This is a genomic window from Bacteroides sp. 41_26 (assembly GCF_949740115.1).
Classification (GTDB): Bacteria; Bacteroidota; Bacteroidia; order Bacteroidales; family Bacteroidaceae; genus Bacteroides; species Bacteroides nordii.
On the sequence record NZ_CATJGZ010000063.1, the window covers coordinates 48106 to 67511 of the forward strand.

Below are 19406 nucleotides of genomic sequence, written 5' to 3' on the forward strand. Positions count from 1 at the left end.
TGGCTGCGCTATACTTGAGCGATGATATGCTTTGCGTGAATCTGCGAGTTTCTGCGTTTCAATAACAACATCATATAATTTAGAACGATTACATAAGCTATAATTCATAAACTATAATTCATATAATGATGAAACGATATATCTATATCCTCTTATCCTTGTCGTTGGCCCTAGGGGCGATGACACTGACAAGTTGTAACGACTTTTTAGATCGTAGTCCACAAGGACAATTTACAGAAGACGACGATCCGAACGCATTGGTAAATGGCAAGATTTACAATGTTTACACCATGATGCGTAACTTTAACATAACTGCAGGGACACCGGCATTCGCCATCCATAGTTTCCGAAGTGAAGATGCCCAAAAAGGCAGTATAAGCAGTGATGGTTCGGACATTGCAGAAATGTACGACGATTTCATCTACACACCTACCAATGGTTTATTGGGTGGATACTGGAGTCAGAATTACGCAATCATCTTCCAGTGCAATGACATCCTTACCTCTATTGAAGAGAGTGAAGCGAGCGGCAAGCTGACGGAAGAAGATCTCCGTAATCGCGGAGAAGCGATGTTCTTCCGTGCCTACTGCTACTTTAACCTGGTACGTGCTTTCGGTGAAGTTCCTCTGATCACTTTTAAAGTGAATGATTCTTCGGAGGCAAATGTGCCCAAAACCACCGCAGAGAATCTTTACAAACAAATAGATAAGGATCTTGCCGGAGCCGAAAAGCTACTGCCGGAACAGTGGACAACAGAATACTTAGGTCGTCTTACCTGGGGTGCCGCCCGTTCACTCCATGCACGTACGTTCATGATGCGCAATAATTGGGACAGCCTTTATGTAGCCGCCAACGATGTCATGTCAAGCGGACTTTATAATCTGAATACTCCCTACGAGAAGATATTTACAGACGAAGGTGAGAATAACAGTGGTTCTATTTTCGAACTACAATGTACAGCTACAGCAGCAATGCCCGCCAGCGATGTAATAGGTAGCCAGTTTTGTGAAGTACAGGGAGTGCGTGGCGCAAGTCAATGGGATCTTGGCTGGGGATTCAATATGGCAACAGAAGAGTTGTATAATGCCTATGAAGCGGGAGACCCACGTAGAGATGCAACCCTCCTCTACTTCCGTAAGAACGAGACAGATCCGATCACTCCTGAAAATACAAATACCCCTTACAATGAATCGCCTGTATCTCAGGCTATGGGACGCGCCTTTAACAAGAAAGCGTATACAGATCCGGCCTTGCGGCGTGAATATACCAATAAAGGTTTTTGGGTAAATATCCGGCTTATCCGTTATGCAGACGTAGTGCTAATGGCGGCCGAAGCTGCCAATGAGTTGGGAAAGACCGGAGAAGCCAATGCCGATCTTGAGATGGTACGGGCACGGGCACGTGGCAATAATCCGAATATTCTTCCAAAGATAGAATCGATGGATCAGACTGTACTTCGTGACGCCATCCGGCACGAACGACGGGTAGAGCTTGGAATGGAATTCGACCGTTTCTATGATCTCGTACGATGGGGCATTGCTTCTGATGTGCTTCATGCAGCAGGAAAGCTGAATTATCAGCCCAAGAATGCACTATTACCGTTACCACAAACGGAAATAGATAAATCGAAAGGAGTATTGGTACAAAATCCTGACTATTAATGACATCAATTAATTTAGTGTAAAGTCCATGAAATCTTAAAATAGAGGGAGAATAGAGAAGAAAGAGGCAAGCTGTATCAGCACACCGAAGGGTATAAACCCAACCTATGATAATCTCCTATCATTCATAGACTTACGCCCATAAAAAGTTCTACCTTTAAAGGGATATAGATACATAAATAAGGTAGCTTTAGTGACATGCTGATGTCACCTTCAATGACATCCCGATGTCATGGGTGGTGACATCACGATGTCACTGAAGGGTACATCAGCATGTCATATATGGCGACGCTAAAAACAGTTATAAATATCAACACTGCTATGCCATATACAGTGATATCCGGATAGGATAAAAGAAGATATTATCAGCCTGTCAGTTCAAATCAATTATAAATAAAAACAAATATGAGTAAAGTAATTAAGAAACTAAGTATTCTGTTTGCAATTGTCCTGAGTGGTACAATCAGCGTTCAGGCACAAAAGTCTCCACAAGACATGAATCGTTTCATCGATGCATTGATGAAGAAGATGACTGTGGATGAAAAGATTGGCCAGCTCAACCTTCCCGTGACCGGTGATATCACCACCGGACAGGCCAAGAGCAGCGACATCGCCGGGAAAATAAAACGGGGTGAAGTAGGCGGACTCTTCAACCTGAAAGGAGTAGAAAAAATCCGCGACGTACAGAAACTTGCCGTAGAGAATTCCCGACTCGGTATTCCTCTGTTATTCGGCATGGATGTCATTCATGGATACGAAACAATCTTCCCCATCCCACTGGGCTTATCATGCACGTGGGATATGAAGGCCATTGAAGAATCGGCCCGTATCGCTGCTGTCGAAGCAAGTGCAGACGGTATCTCATGGACTTTCAGCCCTATGGTAGATATCAGCCGTGATCCGCGTTGGGGACGAGTATCCGAAGGTTCCGGCGAAGACCCGTTCCTCGGTTCACTCATTGCCCGGGCCATGGTAAATGGGTATCAGGGAAAAGAGCCGTCAAGCCAGCTGAAACGTAATGATGAAATTATGGCTTGCGTCAAGCACTTTGCACTTTATGGAGCAGGAGAAGGCGGACGGGATTACAATACGGTTGATATGAGCCGCCAACGGATGTATAACGAATACTTCCCTCCCTTTGAAGCTGCCATTGAAGCAGGAGTAGGCAGTGTGATGGCTTCGTTCAATGAAGTAGACGGAGTACCCGCCACAGCCAATAAGTGGTTAATGACAGATGTTCTTCGCGGTCAGTGGGGATTCGGTGGATTTGTAGTAACTGACTATACCGGAATTTCCGAAATGATCGATCATGGTATCGGTGATCTCCAAACCGTTTCAGCCCGTGCCATCAATGCCGGAGTAGATATGGATATGGTGAGTGACGGTTTTGTCAGTACACTGAAAAAGTCGATTCAGGAAGGGAAGGTTTCTATGATGACCCTAAATACCGCCTGTCGTCGTATTCTGGAAGCCAAATATAAACTGGGATTATTTGATGATCCGTATAAATATTGTGATCCGAAACGTCCGGCACGCGACATATTCACCCGCTCACACCGGGATGCCGCCCGTCGCATTGCTTCAGAAAGCTTTGTGCTCTTGAAAAATGACAATCAGACTCTCCCCCTGAAAGCAACCGGAACGATTGCCGTTATCGGCCCGTTGGCAGATACCCGGACGAATATGCCGGGTACATGGAGTGTAGCAGCCGTACTGGACCGTTCACCATCACTCATTGAAGGACTCCGCGAAATGGTAGGCCGGATGGACGAAATGCCGCTCAACCAGCCGAATGAACCGTGGTATATTCCTCTGATGGAAAACGGAGCTGACATCAATCTACTGTATGCCAAGGGTAGCAATCTGATCAGTGATGCTGCTTACGAAGAACGCGCTACCATGTTTGGCCGTTCTTTAAACCGTGACAACCGTACGGATGCCGAACTGCTAAAAGAAGCAATAGCAACGGCTAACAAAGCAGATGTTATTGTGGCCGCTTTGGGAGAATCCTCTGAGATGAGTGGCGAGAGCAGTAGCCGTACCAATCTGGATCTGCCGGATGTACAACAAACGTTATTGAAAGCATTGGTCGCCACCGGTAAGCCGGTCGTATTAGTACTGTTCACAGGCCGTCCACTGATTCTGAACTGGGAACAAGCCAACGTACCTGCCATCCTCAATGTATGGTTTGGTGGAAGTGAAGCTGCTTATGCAATTGGTGATGTGCTGTTTGGTCGCGTTAACCCCAGTGGCAAACTGACCATGAGCTTTCCGCAAAATGTAGGACAAATACCTTTGTACTATGCTCACAAAAATACAGGACGTCCCTTACACGACGGTAAATGGTTCGAGAAATTCCGCAGCAATTACCTTGATGTAACGAACGAACCGCTTTATCCATTTGGTTTCGGACTCTCTTATACCACCTTTGCATACAGTGATATCAGTCTGAGCCAGACCAGTATGAATATGCAGGGAGTTCTGACAGCTTCTGTAAACGTTACCAATACCGGAGCATTCCCCGGCGGAGAAGTTGTACAGCTCTACATCCGTGATCTTGTGGGTAGTACGACCCGCCCGGTAAAAGAGTTGAAAGGATTCGAAAGAATCTATCTCCAGCCCGGCCAGACACGCACTGTTACTTTCAAGATAGCACCCGAAATGCTGAAGTTCTATAACTACGACCTGCAATATGTGGTAGAACCCGGAGACTTCAGTATAATGATAGGGCCTAATAGCAGAGATGTACAAACGGCGAGCATTCGTTTAATTGACAGTTGACAGTTGACAATTGACAGTTGCTATGCAGCATGATTGCGCAGCCAGTATACAGCGCAGCAACTGTCAACTGTCAACTGTCAACTAAACAAGGTTTCACGCTGCACAGCAACTTTCAATTTTCAACTTTCAACTTTCAATTAACAAAGACATGAAACATATCTCTTTTTATACACTCCTCTGTTGCCTCTTACTGGCAACAGGGGCGTGTCAGAACAATAAAAAATCAGGTGATAAGAAAGACGCTTCTCTCACCGACAGTCTGACTACAGACGCATTGCTGGACACAGTTCAGCGACGTACCTTTCTCTATTTCTGGGAGGGAGCCGAGCCCAACAGTGGTCTTGCTCCCGAACGTATCCACATGGACGGTAAGTATCCCGCCGGTGGACCGGACGTTGTTACTTCCGGCGGTAGTGGTTTTGGTATCATGGCCATCCTGGCAGGTATAGACCGTGGCTACGTTTCACGTACAGACGGATTGGCACGTATGGAGAAAATAGTTTCCTTCCTTGAACGTGCTGACCGCTTCAAAGGTGCCTATCCGCACTGGTGGCAGGGTGAAACAGGAAAGGTGAAACCCTTCGGACAAAAAGATAATGGCGGGGATCTGGTAGAAACAGCATTCCTCATGCAAGGGCTACTTGCAGTACATCAGTATTATATAGACGGAACTCCGCAGGAAAAAGTGTTGGCACAAAGAATTGATAAACTCTGGCGGGAGGTAGACTGGAACTGGTACCGTAAAGGAGGACAGAACGTGCTCTATTGGCACTGGAGTCCGGAATACGGTTGGGACATGGACTTCCCCGTTCATGGCTATAACGAATGCCTCATAATGTACATACTTGCCGCAGCATCACCCACTCACGGTGTTCCTGCCGCTGTATATCACGAAGGATGGGCACAGAACGGAGCCATTGTATCTCCGCACAAAGTAGAAGGCATTGACCTTCATCTGCGCTATCAGGGAACCGAAGCCGGACCGCTCTTCTGGGCGCAATATTCCTTCCTGGGGCTTGATCCCGTAGGACTGAAAGACGAGTACTGCCCAAGTTATTTCAATGAAATGCGTAACCTTACGCTTGTCAACCGCGCTTACTGCATCCGCAATCCAAAGCATTACAAAGGATTTGGTCCGGACTGCTGGGGACTGACCGCCAGTTATTCGGTAAATGGTTATGCCGCCCACTCCCCCAATGAACGGGAAGATTTAGGAGTCATCTCTCCTACTGCCGCCCTGTCATCCATTGTATATACACCGGAGTATTCTTTGCAGGTAATGCAACATCTCTATAACATGGGAGACAAAGTGTTTGGCCCTTACGGTTTTTATGATGCATTCAGCGAAACCGATAACTGGTACCCGCAGCGCTATCTTGCTATAGATCAAGGACCAATAGCAGTAATGATTGAAAACTACCGGACCGGATTATTATGGAAACTTTTCATGAGTCATCCGGATGTTCAGGCAGGATTGAAAAAGTTAGGATTCAACAAGCCGGCTTAAAAAAAGAAAAGGTATAGCCGTTACTTCGTTCATCAGTTTTGAATGTATTTCACTACAGAGTAACACGGAGTTCCACAGAGTTTAAATCTTTATTGAAACGCAGATGAACGCAGACTTTCGCAAAGGGAAACAAATCTAAGATAAAGAAATACAGTCTTTTAATCTGTGTTAATCCGCGTTTTATCAGAGAAATAGTACTCTGTGATACTCTGTGGTAAGTTTCGCTCATTTCTATTCAGGTATGAATATAAAAGGGTACTTCCGGGATGAACAGGAAGTACCCTTTTGCCTAAATACAATCAGGCCATCTGGTAGAGATGAAATATAGTAGCCTGATTGTGGAAATTACGGCTTGTCGCAAGAAGTAATTTCAGAAACAAACAATATATCCAAAGGAGGAGGCCATCTTCTTTCAACTAAAAATGACCTCTCCATTTATTAAAATGAATTACTCGGTTGGTTCAATAGTAATAGTGAACTTCGCACTCTTCTGAGTACCATAAACATAATCAACAGCTGCTTCAACTTCTACAGTTACAGGCTTAGTCAGATTGATGTTTTTCTTCAATGAGAATTTACCACCAGCAATATTGAAATATTCCTTAGCAGACAATGTCTGATCCGTAGTACCTACTTTACCATCCTTAACGATGTAACGAACGCGGTCTGTTTCAGGGAAAGTTACTTGTCCTGTTTCTGAAGCAGGTTTAGTTCCTGTTACCATAGTATATACAGTCTTACCGTAAGTTACAATCGCACCTTTTGTGATAACATCTGTTCCAAATCGATCCTTCAAGTTAAGAGCAGTAGCAACATCCAGCGTATTGCCAAGAAGAATATCAGCCTTCTTATATGTCAGATCCTTTGAAGAAATCTGCTCGCTCAACGGATAATACATCTTGATACTGAATTCTTCGGATGCAGCTACATTCGATGCAATTTTCGCAGAAAGTTTAACTTTGAATTCTGACAAATCAACGTATTCAGTAAATTCAATATTGCCGTCAGCATCCAATGTCACACCTGTAGGAATGTCTTTTGCATCAATGGTACGGTCGCCATTCAAATCTTTAGTCGGAACTAACTCATAGATATAGTCTACATCATTTGAATAATAGAAGTAACCAATGCTCAATTCATTATTGATAAGATATGCAGCATCACCGGCCGGTTTATCATATTCCAAGAAATAAGTCTTGGCATCCGTCCAACGTACTTCCTGATGTTTCAACAAGTCAGCTGCTGTAGGATAAGACAGGTTCAAAGTAGCAGTCAGTGTAATATCACCATAAAGATCAGTATGGTAAATCGTACTCATAGCATAAGTCTTACGCTCTGCATTGGCAGGCAAAGTAACTGTTATCTTATCAGCATCAACATCGAAGTTAAATGTAGGTTGAGCAGCAGTTGCAAGAGCATTACCCACTTTATGTTCAATCTTAGCAGAAGCCAGATTCTTGATAGCATCTAAAATCTCTTGTGCAGTAGCACCGGCTATAAGTTGATCTGTAAAGTTATTAGCTTTATTAGCCTTGATGATAAAGGTTTGCGCCGCGTTAGAAGCATTATCAGACCACATAAATGCACCGTTTTTCTCAGTAAATGCATTAGAAGACCCTGTTTGAAGATCCTTTTTAGCAATTGATCCATAAGCAATAGTAGCACCTTCTGTATTATTGGTCACAGTATAAGTTACCTCGAATTGCTTATTAGGTACACTTTGTGTATTAACTCCAAATACGTTGTTATCCACCAGTTTAACCTTGAGTTCATTACCTACATTATTAATGTTCACTGATTTCAATTTAACAGCAGCTTTTGTTACTTCAAATCCTTTAGCCGTTAATTCAGCCTTAATTGCGTTCACGTCAGCTGAAGCTGTAGAAGCCAACACCACCCATCTGCTTTCTGCTGTACAATAGATAGAGTATACTTCCAGATTCTGAGTAAATCCACATTCAGCCAGCGTCAACGGTCTGCTTCCATCCGTATAGTTTACTTTAAACAGACTAACAGGTTTCTCTTCAACATCTGTATATGCTATCTCTTTTGTTGAAGGAGAAAGAGCATAAGTTCCGTTAGTGATACCCTTAACACGAAGATTAAAGTAATCAGTTGTAACGTCATTTACAGGTCTACTGTTCGGTTCTTCTTCCGTACCATATTCCTTAGATGTAGCAAGTTTCAAAGCAACCGGATAAAGATTATCAACTAAAGCATCACTCACTTTAGCCTTAATTACAATTGTACCTGCATTGGTTCCGACTTTAACACCACCAGCAACAATTTTCAATGAGCTTTCACTTGTAGCTCTTGTTTCCAATGCATCTTCCTGATAGAATGAGAAGATCTCAGGTTTAGCAAGTGCTAATTTAACAAGATCCGCCACTTTTTCAGCAGGAGCAATACGGAATGTCATTTCTACTGTACCATTTACGCCATTAATAGTATAGGCAGGAACAATGGTAGTACCGTTTGCATCTTTATACTGAGGAACAAATACAATACTTTGGATACGTTCCAATACAGAATTCAACTCCTGGTCTATCTTATCAACCTTGCCTGTTACATCAGAAATTGCAGCCTCAATAGCAGCTTTGATAACGGCACTGTTCTCCAGAGTTGCCTGAATCTTATTAGCAATAGCCTGATCAATAGTACCAGGGCCCGTCTTTGCAAGAGCATCCGTAATCAAATTACTAACTGTAACCTCAAGATCATTCAATTGCTTAATCAAACCGGACTCTTCATTACCTACAGTTTCCTTCAAAGAAGAAAAGTTTTGCTTTAATTCGTCGTAGTCAGATTTATCAAATACATCAAGCCCTTCCAATGTTTCAATACGTCCGGCAAGTTCAGCATCTGCCTGTGCATATTCGCTCTGCAGACTACTTACAGCAGCTGCTATATCAGTAGCAATTTTTGTAGTAATAGCAGTATTCAATGTAGAATTGGCCTCATCAATGTATTTCTTTACAGCTCCTACTTCTGTTCCAAGCCCATCAAGTCTATCCTCAATGCCGGTAATCGTCCCCTGAATACTACCGATTGTACTCAAAGCACCATCAATTGCTGTTTTATTAGCTGCAATATCAGCCTTTACAGCATTAAGATCTGTAGCCGGTTGATTTTCCAGTTTAGTAATACGCTCTTTCAATGCAGTAATATCTGTTTCCAGTTTACCGATCTGAACATCCATCTGTCCTTTAGCTGTTTCCAAAGCAGTAATTCTACCAACCAATTCAGCTTTCACAGCAGCCAGATTAGCAGCAGTTTCTGTTTTAAGAGCATCGGTAACAGCTGTCATTTCCGACTTCACCTTCTCGATATCAGCGGCTACGGTAGCTGCATCAGCTTTCTTTGCAAGATCTTCCTGCAATTTAGTTATGCTTTTCTGAATCGGATCAAGTGCAGCTGCTATTTTTGTATCAACCCCAGCAACACTTTTCTTTAACTCGTCGATAGCTGTTGACAATGCAGCAACTGTAGTTTGGTCAGCCTTACCTGCCAACACAGTATTCAGACTCTCAACCGTATTTTCCAGTTTACTGATTCTGGTAGCAAAATCCGAGTCTTGGCTCTGCAATTTCTCTATCGTCTTTTTCAACTCGTCGATCACTGACTTGTCAACCTTGTTTGCTTTCAAATCATTAACGGCAGTTTCTAAAGAAGCCAAAGCAGCTACTTTATTAGCCAAATCAGTACATTTCTCATTCAACTCTTTAATGGCTGCCTGATAAGTAGACTGATCCACCTTCCCGTTCACCAGACTGGTGAGAGTCTTATCTGCTTCTTTCAATGCTTCAATGTTGGTCTTAATCTCAGCAATAGCAGCTTCCATCTTAGCATTTGCGACACTCAGATTGCCATTGGCATCCTTCAGTGATTGCAATTGAGATGCTAAATCTGAAATAGAAATAGACTTCAGAGCATCAACCTGTTCTTGCAGCTTGTTGATGTCATCGTCGTAATCCTTGCATCCAACGAAATTCGTAGATGTAAAAATCAGCGTTCCTAAGAGCGCCACAGTTACAAACTTTTTTCTCATAAGTTAAAAAATTACATTAATAATATATTATTAAACACTAAGTTTCGTATATGTCGCTATTGTGTAAATTCTTCCCAAACTGCTACTCATCAATCATTTAAAAGTTGGACGACATGTATTATCAATGCCGTTTTTTTAGTAATTTAGCCGTAGCATAGCCCTATTACGGCGCAAATATCAAACATTTATTTGATATAACAAAACAATTAATTGATTATTTTTTTAATATAGTATGGATATAATTGATAGATTACAAGAAATAATAAACTACTCAGATCTGAATGTCTCTTCTTTTGCGAAAAAGATAGGCGTTGTAGATCAAACAATTAGAGGAATAGTTGTACAAAGGAGAAATAAGCCTGGATTTGATATTTTGGCCAAGATACTTCAAACATTTACTTGGGTCGATGCAGAATGGTTAATAACCGGAAAAGGAGAGATGATCAAGCAAAAAACAACTACGAAAACAGAGAACAGTCCATCATTAGCGGAATTAATTCAATATCTACGGGAAAAGGATTTAAAAATCGAACGGTTGATAGAAGAAAAGACGGAGTTGAAAGTAAAATTTGAAATGGCAAAAAAAATAAATATACAGAAAGAAGAACAGAGTCACGCTCCGTGCATTCCACAAAATAAGATGAGTCAGGATATGTAATTATTACCTGATTCTATCAGAAGGATTGTAGCGTAAACAGAAAAGCCTGCATTTTTCGAAAAAATGCAGGCTTTTCTGTTATTCAATTTGCTCCACCTTGGCCGCCACCGCCGCCATCACCACCCTTCACGTCATCATTCTCAATGGTACGCGCAGCTTTTTTCACACTGGCTTTCAGCTCACCAATCCGATAACTTATGCTCATACCAAAACGCTGGCGAGAGTATCGGTAGGAACTCTCCTGCCAGAAGTTATCTCCGTTCACCATATTTTTATTCGTCATGTATTTCTTAAAGAAATTTCCGGCGAAAGCGCTCACTGTCAGACGCTTCTCCTTAAGAAAAGAGCGGTTCACACTAATACTGTAGTCATAATAACTACTTCCCTTGCCTTGCAGAGAGACATAAGGTGTACTTCCCATTACGTTTACACTCAGCCGGATCTCCAGCGGCAATGTTTGCTGCACACCACCGTATGCAAATAAATTCCACCCACTATTCTTCAATCCCTGAGAAGGGCTCTCCATGCGTGAATAATCTCCCCACAGATTCATATAAACACGCGTTTTAGGCGAAGCATTCCAGTTTACATAACCACTTAATCCAAGACTGCTATTCTTACCTGAATTCTGATAAGTAGAATAAAGTACCTCCTTACCGGTATGTTCTTTCAATCCAGGAATATCATTATCATTCATCAGAGTTGTTATCCGCTCTATACCATTATTGTTGAACGAATAGTTCAACGCCATATTAATATTAAACTTCTGCGTAAAATTACTATAACTAATATTGAAAGAATGGCTCTTTTCGCTTTCCAACGATGGATTTCCCTGACTTATATAAGATGGATTAGCATCATTCAAATACGGATTCAAGTACCAGATACTTGGTCGCCAGATACGCATATTATAACCTGCACGGACATTCGACATTTCTGTAATTTTAAAACCCAAACTTGCCGAAGGTATAAAATCATCAAAATTCACATTAAAACTCTCTTCCGGTTTTTCTGTATATTTCACATCCTGCATAGTACGTTCATAACGTATACCGGCCCTGCCCGAAAATTTCTTCACCTTAATAGCATACCCGGCATATGCGGCCAGTATATCATTCAGATGTTTGTAGTGACTACTGCGGTCCGCATCATATTCACCTACCTTGTCATAACGGTTATTATCACTTTTATTATTGCGAATAATATATTTCGCACCTGTTTCAAGCGTATGTATTTTAGCTATCGGAGTCGTATAATCTGCTTGAAAAGTATGCTCCGAACTATTCTGCTTTTCATCAGAGCTATGTCCATCAAGAACAGTATTCACATAATCTTCCCAATCGGGTTCAACATGATTAATGGTATAGCCTAATTTTGAATTAGAGGTACGAGGGCGCGTACTCACTTTATAAGATAAGGTGAACATACGCTCCTTTACCTTTTTTGATGTACGCTGATAATCGACATTCCCACGGATAGAATACCACGAACCATCACTTTCACTATCGTTCTTGTATGAATAATAAATACTTTCCGAAGAAGCCGGATCAGCATTTCTCATTATTGATTCGTTATATCCATTGCTATCATTATTGCCTCCATACATACCAAATCCCATTGTTACCAGACGCAGAGTATCTATCTCATAACTTGCCTCCAGGTTACCACTCTGAAAATTGCCTTTTCCTTTATTGGAACCATCAGACAAAATTACCGTCTCCTTATTGGCAGACTCCTGTTTCTGCCGCTGAGTAGAACTTGAATAGCTACGAGGATTATTGTTAGCACTATAATTATAACGTGCAGAAAGGGTCAGTTTCTCCTTTTTTATAGTAGTGTACAAACTTCCACCACCTCCCGTATTACTTACATTACCACTAAAAGTTGCCGTATATCCTTTAAATCCACTCCCTCCTATCGTTACGATATTAAGAATACCGCCTACTCCTTCAGCATCATATTTCGCACCGGGATTTGTTATTACTTCAATATGCTTGATCGTATTGGCCGGCATACTTTTGAGAACATCCACCGGATTGTCACTCATCATGTTATCCGGTTTCCCATTCACATGAATCTTAAAACTACTACTACCATTAACTTTAATATTATCCTCGCCATCCACCGTTACCAAAGGGACTTTACGCAACATTTCCAGTACTGTATTGGTTTTAGAGTCCGGATCATCCTGCACATTATACTCTATTTTATCTATATCAGCTTTCACCAACGGTTTCTGCGCAACGATCTCAACACTTCCCAGTTCATTGGTGGCTTCCGAAGTGTACAAAGTGCCCAAATCAATAATCTTCTCATTCACTTTCACCTCAAAATCTTTAATCACAGTACTTTTTCCTATAGAGGTAATCGTAATCGTATGAATACCCGGCACAGCATTAATCTTTTCCTGAAATTTTCCTTGCATATCGGTAACTGCCATCTTTACTGCCTTATCCGGCTGCGACTTTTTCACAATCCTAATGGTAGCATAGGGTTCACCTTCCAGAGTTAAAGAGTCAAGAAGTACGCCTTTTAGTGTATAAAAAGGAGATGTCGTGTTTTGTGCATAGACTGCATTTGATACAATAAAGAGCATCAATAATGGTAGTAACTTGCTTTTCATGTTGTTGTCGGTTCTAATTTATAGTTTACTAAGACAGATGTCATAGTCTTTGTTTATAGTGTTGCGACAAAAATAGGCAGTTTATTTCCTCTTACGAAACATTCGGAGTTAAGAAAGTAAAAAGAGAGCTGAAAAGATATCAAAGAATACATCTTTAGAAAATAACTGATACACAAGAAACCGAGACTTGTAAAGTAAACCAGGAGATTTGATTAAAACACTCACTATAAAACACTGATAATCAACAACTACAAGAATGTACACTTTTATCATATAAGAATGTACACTTTTGCATATCAAGATTGTACACTCTTGCCATACAAAAATGTACAATCTTATACAGTAAAACTGTACTTAAAAAAAATCGACCTCATCCAAGCAATACTTTTTAATTACACAAAAAGACAACTTTCCCCCAACCCGGAGCGAGCAATGTAAAACATTACAAACATCCGATCTGTTTGTCGTAGAGAATCGCCCCGATCTCCGTAGAGTTTCGGACCGTTCCTCGTAGAGTTTCGAGTCGTTTCTCGTAGAGAAAAATAAGCAGCTTTACCACACTGATTTTCAGCCATTTAAAAGCAATAATATTTGTTCTATTTTTTTATCAGCAAATAAGATATATTCTCATACATTAATTCTTTTTCAAATTCTCAAATAACAACAAGTATGGATCAATTTCCATATTAACATTACTTATATATCATCAATCTAGGGTACAAACTACAACTGAGTATTGTAAGTTTTTTATCAAACATATACAGAATTCTGAAAACAATAAATAAAATCAATATAGGTCAAGCAAAATTAAAGCAATAAGTATTTTTAAAGTTTTTCTAAACAATTAAAACTGTAATTTGTTATTTAATTTAAAAATGAAAGTAATTAAAAGAGGTAAACAGCTATCAATTTGACATACTCATGTAAGTTTTTCCGCGGTTAGAGGCAAAAATTTAACCAAAATGTAATATAAAATAAGATAGCTAAGCTTTGTTTATTCATCTCAATAATATATCTTTGTTTGCTTTACGGCGAAAATTTAAATTAAAAACGCCTACAATATTAACTTTTATTTATTAAACATCAATGAAGAATCTAAATTTTCTGAAGTTGTTTTTTGGAACAATGCTCTTAATTGCCACAACGGCCTTTGTGAGCTGTGTTGACGATAATGACGACACCGAGGCTCCCTATCTGGAAGTCTCTCCAACAAATCTGATTTTTACTACAGACGGTACTCCTGCCGAAGGCAGCCAATCATCTTTTGAGATTTCGACCAATCGCCATTGGACAGCAACCGTAAAAGATGACAAATCCTGGGTAACTCTTTCTGCAACTGAAGGAGATGGTTCTGCAACGATTCAAGTTAGTATCCCGGAAAATATCAATGACGAAGCAAGCATTGAAATCCAGATTTCAAATAAAGTAGGTCCATTGATGACAGAAACGGTGAAAATTAAGAGTGGCAATATTAAGCCTTCCGTACTTATTTATAAAGAAACATTTGGTGTTGGTGAGCCAAAATCGGATGGCAAATGGTATTACGTAGATGAGTATACCGGATGGGATAAATCAGGAAATGGTTCTACAAACGTAGAATATGAAGGTACAGGAGCCTCAATCCGTAATAATGGAAGTACCAGTACCGGATATGAAGGTGCTTCTGGTAAAGGAAAATTATTTTTCGGCGCTAATCCCAGCTTTATTGTTAAAAAGATAACTTTAGCAGAGGAACAAACTGACTTGATGCTGACGTTTGGTAGTGTTTATTATGAATTCAATTCAAAAGACAATGAATTTAAACCTGATTTATTACATTTCTTTGTAAGCGCTGATGGTTCAACATGGTCTAATGCACTAACATTCACAACTAAAGATGCAAGCGACAGTTGGGTCTTTGTAACTTCTAACTTTACACTAAAGAATCCAAGCTCCACTCTTTATATCAAATTTATAGTAGATCAAGCTTCCGTATTCTCAATAGATGACGTCACTCTTGCAACAGGGCAGGGAGGTCAAGAAATCGACTTGGAAAATGGGTCTGTACCAACCGTCTTTACAGCTGATGCAACTAATACAACTGAAACCACTGCAACAGTGGGTGGCTCTATTGCCAACATTGATCCTTCTGCATTAACAGAAGTAGGCGTGCAATATACAGAGTTTAGTACAGGCACTGTAACCGATATTGATTGGACGAAAGTAGCTAAGACCAAAGCAACTACTACAGCTACCCCATGGACAGTAGCCCTTACAAACCTGACCAAAGATACTCAATATGCTTTCCGTGCCTATGCAGTGACGGCTTCCGGTGATATATATGGTGAGCCTAAAACATTTGTAGCAATGGAAACGACTTACACACAAATCAGCATCGGTGATTTAGTGAAAAAGATGACAAGTGGTTCAGCAGCCGTTCCAGTAGATCAGGATTACGTTATTGAAGGTATAGTGTGCGGTGATCCTGCTGGCAAAAATTACTCATATGGTACCCTTTATCTTATGACAGAAGGAACAAAAACGGCAGGTAATGCGCTCTCTATTTATAATAATAAAATTGATGTTACCCAATATTCGTTAGGTGATAAGCTTAGAGTTAATCTGCAAAAAGGTGTAGCAGGAATTTATAAACGTTACGATGTTCCGCAAGTGGAAGGTTTCAGCGTTACAGATATTGAAAAAGTGTCAAGTGGTAATCTGGTAGAACCAATCGAACTTACCTCTATAGATCAACTTACTTCCTACGTTTGTATGCCTGTTACTGTAAAGAATGTAACAATTGAAACAGCCGGAATATGGAAAGAGAAAACAGATGCTGCCTCTACACATACATTCAAAGTAAACGGCAGTTCATTAACTGTATACATCAATAAAGGTGCAACATCTTTCGACGGTAAACCATATACAAACGGCAGTAAACCGATTACAGGTATCGTATCTATATTCAAGAGCAATGGCCAGTTAATGCCACGTAATTTGGATGATGTAAAAGCATTCGATTCTACAGAGCCAGCCATTACGTCTGTTAGCCCAACTGTGGTAAGCTTTCCTTCCACAGGAGGAACTAAAGAAATTACTGTAAATGTAATAAATCAGGGAAGTAGTGTGATTACAACAACAGGGCTCGATGGTATTCTGGAGTCTAACGTAAACGGTACAACAGTAACTGTCAAAGCTAACGAAAATACCAGTACAAACGCTGTCACTCAAACTTTAACAATCTCACTTTCGGGTGCCAACAGTGTGACAGTTCCTGTTACCGTAGCCGGAGTTTCTAGTGGTAATGAAACAACATTGACGATGACATCTGCACAAATTGTAGAGAAGAAATCTGGTGATCTGGCTTTGAATAATTCAGGATATGGTAGCCAGGCTGTAGCAACGCCTTCTACATGGTATACGTGGAATGATGGTGGAATTGAATTTGCCGGAGCCAGATTAATGATCGGAAAAACTCCGGAGAGCATTATTGGTATGATACAAATGCAAGGCCATGCCTCTACCGCCACCAATCAAGGATTGATCACCAACAATACCCCTTTGGGTAAAATAAAATCAATTACCCTATCATTGGGAGACTCATCCAGTGAGAGCTACCAGTACACTCCTGCATTCACCGTATATGGAGGAACAGAAGCGAATGCATTAACTACAGCGATCACTGAAAGTGGAAATAAGTTTAACCCGACATTTGATTTTTCTGGTGGGAATTTTAGTCATTTCACGATTAAGAATGATAAGACAGGTGCACTGTACATTTCAAAAATAACTGTAGTATACGAAAAATAATCTAACAACTTTGAGACATTTAAGTAACTCTTGCTAGCATCTGGCTGTCAAGAGTTACTTGTCCCAAAAGGAAAATAGAATTTAAATGACATCAATTCATAAATATTATACAGCTGTAATACACACCACCTTACTCACAGTATTAATGCTGTGTGCAGGAGCCTGTGGCAGTGATGATCCGGAAGTATCACAAGAGCCGAATGTTGCTTACTGGAAAATATCTTCGACAGTAAGTTCGTCCGAGGGTTCTTCGGCAATCATCATAACAGGAACAACAGGCATTGAGTGGGACGCAGACGTTGTCGAAGGAAATACCTGGTGTGCATTCAGTAGTAAAGACTATACGAATTCTACCAAGAGCGGTGTAGTAAACAGTGGACTTAATGTACTATATGTATACTACAAAAGCAATACCGGAAAAGAGCAACGTGAAGCCAAAATCTCTTTCCGCTTTGCGGGAGGAGAAGCACAGACTTTCACCTTGATACAACTTGCCGAATCGCAACAAAACTTACCGCCATTCGGAGCTTGGGCAGAACTGCCGGCACCTAAGGAGAATGCGAATTATCAATACGTCACACATTACGGTCCACTAAGCAACAATAAAAAAGTTCGTAATTACTCTATCTGTTTCGATAAGATAAAGAAAGCTGCATTATGGGTAGCATATCCAATACATAATGCCTATTTAGGAAATGTCAAACGTACAGACGCATGGGCTTTTGATCCCATCATTCCTATTGCTTACCAAGCAAACTGCGTAGATAAATCATACAGAGGATCCTATGATCGTGGACACCAATTACCATCGGCAGATCGTTTGGCTACTGATGAATTGAATGCTCAAACTTTCTATATGTCGAATATGACTCCACAATTAGATGAACTGAATCAAAAGATGTGGGCAAAGCTCGAAGCCAGGGTCCGTGGAAACAAATGCTCCGATACTTTATATGTAGTAACCGGTGCCATTTTTAATTCCAATGCAACCACATTTGACGGAGCCGGCAATGTAGTATCACTTCCAACGAACTACTATAAAGTTCTGTTGCGCACCAAAAGTGGTTCGACAGGTAAGGCTATCAAGGATTGTTCGGACAGTGAACTTATCTCTATCGGATTCTGGGTGGAACAGAAACCTTATGGTAATATTGAACCTCCCCGGTCTATTTGTACATCAGTAGCAGATATTGAAGCAAAAACAGGTTTCACGTTTTTCCCACAAGTATCAGCAACTGTAAAACAACAAAACAACCCTACACAATGGGGAATCAACTAATATTCTGACGTATGAAAAAACTATTAATTCCTTCAATTTTCTTTGTGTTACTGATCTCGTTCAGTTTCGCACAGAAGCCTTATAAAGTAGTTTTCTACAACATCGAGAATTTCTTTGACACGATCAACGATCCTGAAGTTCTGGATGACGAGTTTACTCCCGAAGGACCTAAAAAATGGAATACAACCAAATATAACAAGAAGCTCAGTAATATCGAACGGGTGCTTTTTGACATCGCTGCCATTGATAAGAATTATCCGGTTGTAATTGGTGTTTCAGAAGTAGAAACCCGTGGCGTATTAGAGGATATTATCGCTACTCCTAAGCTTGCTCCGGGTAACTACCGAATCGCACACTTCGATTCTCCCGAAGCACGTGGAGTGGATGTAGCATTCCTGTATCGTCCTGACGTATTTAAAATAGAAGGGCAGTATCCGGTGAAAACAGTCATTCCTTCGTTGCCCAACTTCAAGACGCGTGATATTCTCACCATGTGGGGAACCATCGAAAATGAACCGTTCTTCTTTATGGTAGCACACTGGCCATCACGTCTGGGAGGCAAAGAAGCTTCCGAATTCAAACGGATTGCGGTAGGAGAACAGATGCGTAGCATTGCAGACTCAGTGTTGAGAGCTAATCCGGCCACAAAAGTGATAGCAATGGGCGACTTTAATGATGATCCTACAGACAAGAGTATTGCACAAGGGTTGGGAGCAAAATTCAAATTAAAAGACCTCAAAGAAGGAGACCTCTATGATCCTTATGCCGATATGCTTAAAGCAGGATTTGGAACATTGGCTTATGGCGATGCATGGAACATTTTCGATAATATCGTAGTGACAGAGAATCTTGCCACAGGTTCTACCGGCAAACTTAAGCTTCAAAGGGCTCCCGGTTCTAAATTCTATGGCAATATTTTCAAACAAAGTTACATGATACAAAAAGAGGGGCAGTTTAAAGGATATCCATTGCGCACGTATGTAGGCAATAATTTCCAGGGTGGTTATAGCGACCACTTCCCCGTATATATCTATATAGGTAAATAAAAATCTTTAATATT

The 19406-nt window shown here is 40.8% G+C and carries 8 protein-coding genes and 1 pseudogene; 7 read left to right on the forward strand and 2 right to left on the reverse strand.

Features of this window, described 5'->3' with window-relative positions:
• The first annotated feature begins 128 nt into the window (after positions 1 to 128).
• From QX565_RS07850 to QX565_RS07860, 3 genes and pseudogenes are all read left to right on the forward strand, one after another.
• Positions 129 to 1661 carry a RagB/SusD family nutrient uptake outer membrane protein gene (locus QX565_RS07850; protein WP_289292332.1) on the forward strand — a complete coding sequence of 511 codons (1533 nt, stop codon included), beginning with the start codon at positions 129 to 131 and terminating at the stop codon, positions 1659 to 1661.
• A 405-nt stretch (positions 1662 to 2066) separates the two neighbouring features.
• Positions 2067 to 4430: pseudogene (locus QX565_RS07855) on the forward strand (glycoside hydrolase family 3 N-terminal domain-containing protein); the annotation flags it as partial.
• Positions 4431 to 4590: 160 nt separating this feature from the next.
• On the forward strand, positions 4591 to 5949 hold the full coding sequence (locus QX565_RS07860) for a glucoamylase family protein (RefSeq protein WP_289292321.1): 1359 nt from the start codon (positions 4591 to 4593) through the stop codon (positions 5947 to 5949).
• Between the two features lie 448 nt (positions 5950 to 6397).
• Here the strand turns inward: QX565_RS07860 and QX565_RS07865 are convergent, their stop codons facing one another.
• A complete protein-coding gene (locus QX565_RS07865; protein WP_289292322.1) occupies positions 6398 to 9997 on the reverse strand; it encodes an ATP-binding protein in 3600 nt (1199 codons plus the stop codon).
• A gap of 232 nt (positions 9998 to 10229) precedes the next feature.
• Between QX565_RS07865 and QX565_RS07870 the strand changes: the two genes are divergently transcribed.
• Complete coding sequence (locus QX565_RS07870; RefSeq protein ID WP_002558849.1) at positions 10230 to 10655, forward strand: hypothetical protein; 426 nt, start codon at positions 10230 to 10232, stop codon at positions 10653 to 10655.
• Positions 10656 to 10737: 82 nt separating this feature from the next.
• On the opposite strand, the gene QX565_RS07875 is transcribed toward QX565_RS07870, so the two are convergent.
• Positions 10738 to 13278 (reverse strand): TonB-dependent receptor, encoded by a 2541-nt coding sequence (locus QX565_RS07875; RefSeq protein ID WP_195348725.1) that lies wholly within the window; start codon positions 13276 to 13278, stop codon positions 10738 to 10740.
• Positions 13279 to 14364: 1086 nt separating this feature from the next.
• Here QX565_RS07875 and QX565_RS07880 point away from each other — a divergent pair.
• The 3 genes from QX565_RS07880 to QX565_RS07890 all read left to right on the forward strand — a co-directional run bounded on the left by QX565_RS07880 (position 14365) and on the right by QX565_RS07890 (position 19392).
• Positions 14365 to 17067 (forward strand): DUF5689 domain-containing protein, encoded by a 2703-nt coding sequence (locus QX565_RS07880; protein ID WP_195349692.1) that lies wholly within the window; start codon positions 14365 to 14367, stop codon positions 17065 to 17067.
• Between the two features lie 85 nt (positions 17068 to 17152).
• A complete protein-coding gene (locus QX565_RS07885) occupies positions 17153 to 18346 on the forward strand; it encodes a DNA/RNA non-specific endonuclease (protein ID WP_025867087.1) in 1194 nt (397 codons plus the stop codon).
• 11 nt (positions 18347 to 18357) lie between these two features.
• A complete protein-coding gene (locus QX565_RS07890; RefSeq protein WP_289292326.1) occupies positions 18358 to 19392 on the forward strand; it encodes an endonuclease/exonuclease/phosphatase family protein in 1035 nt (344 codons plus the stop codon).
• Positions 19393 to 19406: the final 14 nt, after the last annotated feature.

What these genes read in the sequence shown, in the direction of transcription:
- QX565_RS07850 (WP_289292332.1), top strand. Translation starts at nt 129, where the DNA reads ATGAAACGATATATCTATATCCTCTTATCCTTGTCGTTGGCCCTAGGG.
- QX565_RS07860 (WP_289292321.1), top strand. Translation starts at nt 4,591, where the DNA reads ATGAAACATATCTCTTTTTATACACTCCTCTGTTGCCTCTTACTGGCA.
- QX565_RS07865 (WP_289292322.1), bottom strand. Translation starts at nt 9,997, where the DNA reads ATGAGAAAAAAGTTTGTAACTGTGGCGCTCTTAGGAACGCTGATTTTT.
- QX565_RS07870 (WP_002558849.1), top strand. Translation starts at nt 10,230, where the DNA reads ATGGATATAATTGATAGATTACAAGAAATAATAAACTACTCAGATCTG.
- QX565_RS07875 (WP_195348725.1), bottom strand. Translation starts at nt 13,278, where the DNA reads ATGAAAAGCAAGTTACTACCATTATTGATGCTCTTTATTGTATCAAAT.
- QX565_RS07880 (WP_195349692.1), top strand. Translation starts at nt 14,365, where the DNA reads ATGAAGAATCTAAATTTTCTGAAGTTGTTTTTTGGAACAATGCTCTTA.
- QX565_RS07885 (WP_025867087.1), top strand. Translation starts at nt 17,153, where the DNA reads ATGACATCAATTCATAAATATTATACAGCTGTAATACACACCACCTTA.
- QX565_RS07890 (WP_289292326.1), top strand. Translation starts at nt 18,358, where the DNA reads ATGAAAAAACTATTAATTCCTTCAATTTTCTTTGTGTTACTGATCTCG.